This window comes from Micromonospora sp. RTBAU3-60 (assembly GCF_054963695.1).
The window spans coordinates 1-3,105 of the sequence record NZ_JBUEGB010000158.1; the positions used below are offsets into that span (position 1 = coordinate 1).

Below are 3,105 nucleotides of genomic sequence, written 5' to 3' on the forward strand. Positions count from 1 at the left end.
GCGGAACTGGCCCCAGGCGGCGTCAGAGATGACGCGGGCCAGACGCCGGTTGCGGAGCATGTTGCGCACGCTGAGGTCTTCGATCGCGACCGTTTGGGTCTCACGGACGAGTCGACTGGTCAGCTTGTGCAGGTGGTCCCGCCGCCGGTCGGCGATACGGGCATGGATCCGGGCCACCTTCATTCGGGCCTTCGCCCGGTTCGCGGACCCTTTCTGTTTGCGGGCCAGGTTCCGCTGCGCCTTGGCCAGCTTCCGCCGGTCAGCCTGCCCGTAACGCGGATTGGCCACCTTCCCCTGCTCATCGCTCACCCCGAGCATCGGACGGGACAGGGTGAGCAGACTGGTGATACCCGCATCCACACCCACCTCGGCCGCAACCGGCGGCAGGGGCTGCACCGTCGGGTCCTCGACCAGCAGGGACACGAACCAGCGGCCCGCAGCATCCCGAGACACCGTGACCGTGGACGGTTCCGCCCCTTCGGGCAGGGGCCGGGACCAGACGATGTTCAGCGGGGTGTTCATCTTGGCCAGGGTGAGCCGGCCGTCACGCCACCGGAACGCGGAGCGGGTGTACTCCGCCGACGCCCGCGACTTGCGCTTGGACTTGAACCGCGGATACCGGGACCGCTTGTCCCAGAACGCCACAAACCCGGCCTGCAAATGGCGCAACGTCTGCTGCAACGGCACCGAACTGACCTCGTTCAAGAACGCCAGCTCATCGGTGCGTTTCCACTCCGTCAGCCACCCCGACGACTGCACATATGTGGTGCGCCGGCGGTCGACCGCCCACGCCCGGGTGCGCGCTTCCAACGCCCGGTTGTAGACCACACGCACACACCCGAACGTCCGGTTCAACAGCTCAGCCTGCTCAGGAGATGGATAGAAGCGGTACTTGTACGCCCGCTTCACCACCCCACCCACACCTCACAAGTTACCGTCCATATACGACACTCATCCCAAGGGAAGGGGGCGGCGTTTCCTCCCGGCCCTGAACGGCCGGGTTTCCACGCCGCAAATCCGATGAGCAGACAGCAGTCGGCCGGGTCGTGGTCGACCGGCACGCTGCCCCCGGCCACCGTGGGGTAGCAGGCGGTCCCGCCGGCACGGTGGCGCCGGGCGTCCCGCAACGACGTCTCCCGGCCGACCCGGACCGCCGCCTCCAGGTCGAGGAACTGCACGAGCAGGGCCTAGCCCGCCCCGAACGCCGCGTCGTACCACTCCACCAGGCTCCGGCTGGGCTTGGTCAGCCCCCGCTCCACCCGGGACAGGTGCCCCTTGCCCCACCCGGACAGGTCCGCAGCCCGGGTCAGGGACGTTTCCGCCGACTCGCGTAGCTCCCGCATCCGCGACCCGATCACCTCACGCGCCTGTGCCGCCCGCATGTCAGACCTCCCCGGCCGTTGCCTACCTCGCCAACCGGCGACCCGTCCCCGATCCTCGGCGAACAGGCACGTTATACAGGAATCGATAGATTTGGGGGAAGGGCATGACCCTGCTGCAAAGCGGAGACCGGGTACCACCCGTTGGTTCGTCCGCGCCGTCCTGGCACTGGTCGTCACCACCGCCACCACGCTCGGCCTGGCGTCGCCCGCGCTCGCCGCCACCGGCACCGTCCAGGCATCCGGTGGCCTCTACGTCCGCTCCGGTCCGGGCACCGGTTACTCGGTCGTAGGCAGCGTGGCCAACGGCGCCGCGGTCAACATCACCTGCCAGACGACCGGTGAGTGGATCAACGGCAACTGGGGCCCCACGAACATCTGGGATCGGCTGGACAACGGCGGTTACGTCTCCGACGGATTCGTCTACACCGGCAGCAACGGCCAGGTCGCGCCGAGCTGCTCCAGCAGTCGGGCGGACAACGCGGTGGCCTGGTACGAAGCCCGGTTCGGGTCCACCGCGTACGAGGGCTACTGCGAGATGGCAGCCGAGAACCCGTACGGCCGGACCGGCGTCTACGCCTCTGCGATGGCGGACTGGAACGACGCGGTCGCCCGGGGCACCGCCCCCGGGGCGACCTGAACGCGCCCCGCGGCGCCCTGGTCTTCTGGAACATCAGCTACCCGTACGGCATGTCGGCATCTCCCGGGGCGACGGCAGCTTCGTGGCGACCAGCGTGAACGGGCGGATCGGCTCGGCTGCCCTACTACGCCAACTACCTCGGCTGGAGCTGGCCGAACTTCTGACCGGTGGACGGGCGGCGGGACTTCCCGCCGCCCGCCCCACGTGAGACACCGGGACGCCGCGGGCAACCCGTGACCCGACGGCGAGCGCCCATCCGTTGTGGGCGCGGATCCACGGATCGATGGACGCCCGGCGCGCCTGACCCGTATCGCCGGTGGACGACGTGCCCCCCTTGTCGACGCCTCCGGTGCAGCAGCGAGCGTCCGCCTGGGACCGCCTGCTTGCCCTTCCCGGTGGCACTGAGTTACCCTCCCGATGGGTCCGGATGCCGGCGCGCAGCGCCACCCGGAGCCCGATTCCCGCACTTCCGGCCGGCACACCGCCCGCCACACTGCGCACGCCTCGGCCCAAATTCCTGGAGCCGCTGCCGTACGGGCAGCATCCAGCGACTCGTCGCTCAGCGGCGGGCGAAGTAGGGCCGGCAATCGAACGCGGGCGCCGCCGAGGTGACGACCAGGTAGGGCCGGACGGACCGCTCGCGCCAGCGTCCGCCGGCCCGCTCCCTCCGTACGGCACCCACTCCCGCTCCCGGCTGGTCGTCCTCACCACCGGCCGGGCCCGGATGTCTCGGCCCGGTCAATGGCACCGGCGCTCCAGAAACCTGCCGCTCCAGCCCGTCTCCGCCAATCGCCGGCCGGCGACGATACCTCACACGAAAGGCGCCCGATGAACACCCAGTCACCCTCGCCGCTCCCGGTCAGCGGCATCCTCGACACCGTCGACGACCATGCCCTACTTCGGGTCGACGGCTACCTGCCCTCCGCCGCCGACGCGTACGTCACCGCCGCCCAGCTGCGCCGGCACGGCCTGCGTCGCGGTGACCTCGTCACCGGCGCAGTCACCGTCGCGCCGCACCGGGGCCGGCATGCCCCGCTGGTCCGGCTGGACGCCATCAACGGGATGGAGCCGGATGAGGCGAAGCGC

General features: G+C 70.2%; 3 protein-coding genes and 1 pseudogene. 2 read left to right on the forward strand and 2 right to left on the reverse strand.

From position 1 onward, the window contains the following. Positions 1 to 921, reverse strand: a 921-nt coding sequence (locus ACY34I_RS40230) for an RNA-guided endonuclease InsQ/TnpB family protein (RefSeq protein ID WP_462760779.1), incomplete at its 3' end; no start/stop codon positions are given. A gap of 266 nt (positions 922 to 1,187) precedes the next feature. Further along, positions 1,188 to 1,382, reverse strand: coding sequence for a helix-turn-helix domain-containing protein (locus ACY34I_RS40235; protein ID WP_462760781.1), 195 nt, complete (start codon positions 1,380 to 1,382; stop codon positions 1,188 to 1,190). Between the two features lie 91 nt (positions 1,383 to 1,473). Between ACY34I_RS40235 and ACY34I_RS40240 the strand changes: the two genes are divergently transcribed. Continuing rightward, positions 1,474 to 2,019, forward strand: coding sequence for an SH3 domain-containing protein (locus tag ACY34I_RS40240; RefSeq protein ID WP_462760783.1), 546 nt, complete (start codon positions 1,474 to 1,476; stop codon positions 2,017 to 2,019). Positions 2,020 to 2,847: 828 nt separating this feature from the next. After that, positions 2,848 to 3,105, forward strand: a pseudogene (locus tag ACY34I_RS40245) (transcription termination factor Rho); the annotation flags it as partial.

Coding starts and splice junctions, on each gene's coding strand:
- ACY34I_RS40235 (WP_462760781.1), bottom strand. CDS start 1,382: ATGCGGGCGGCACAGGCGCGTGAGGTGATCGGGTCGCGGATGCGGGAG.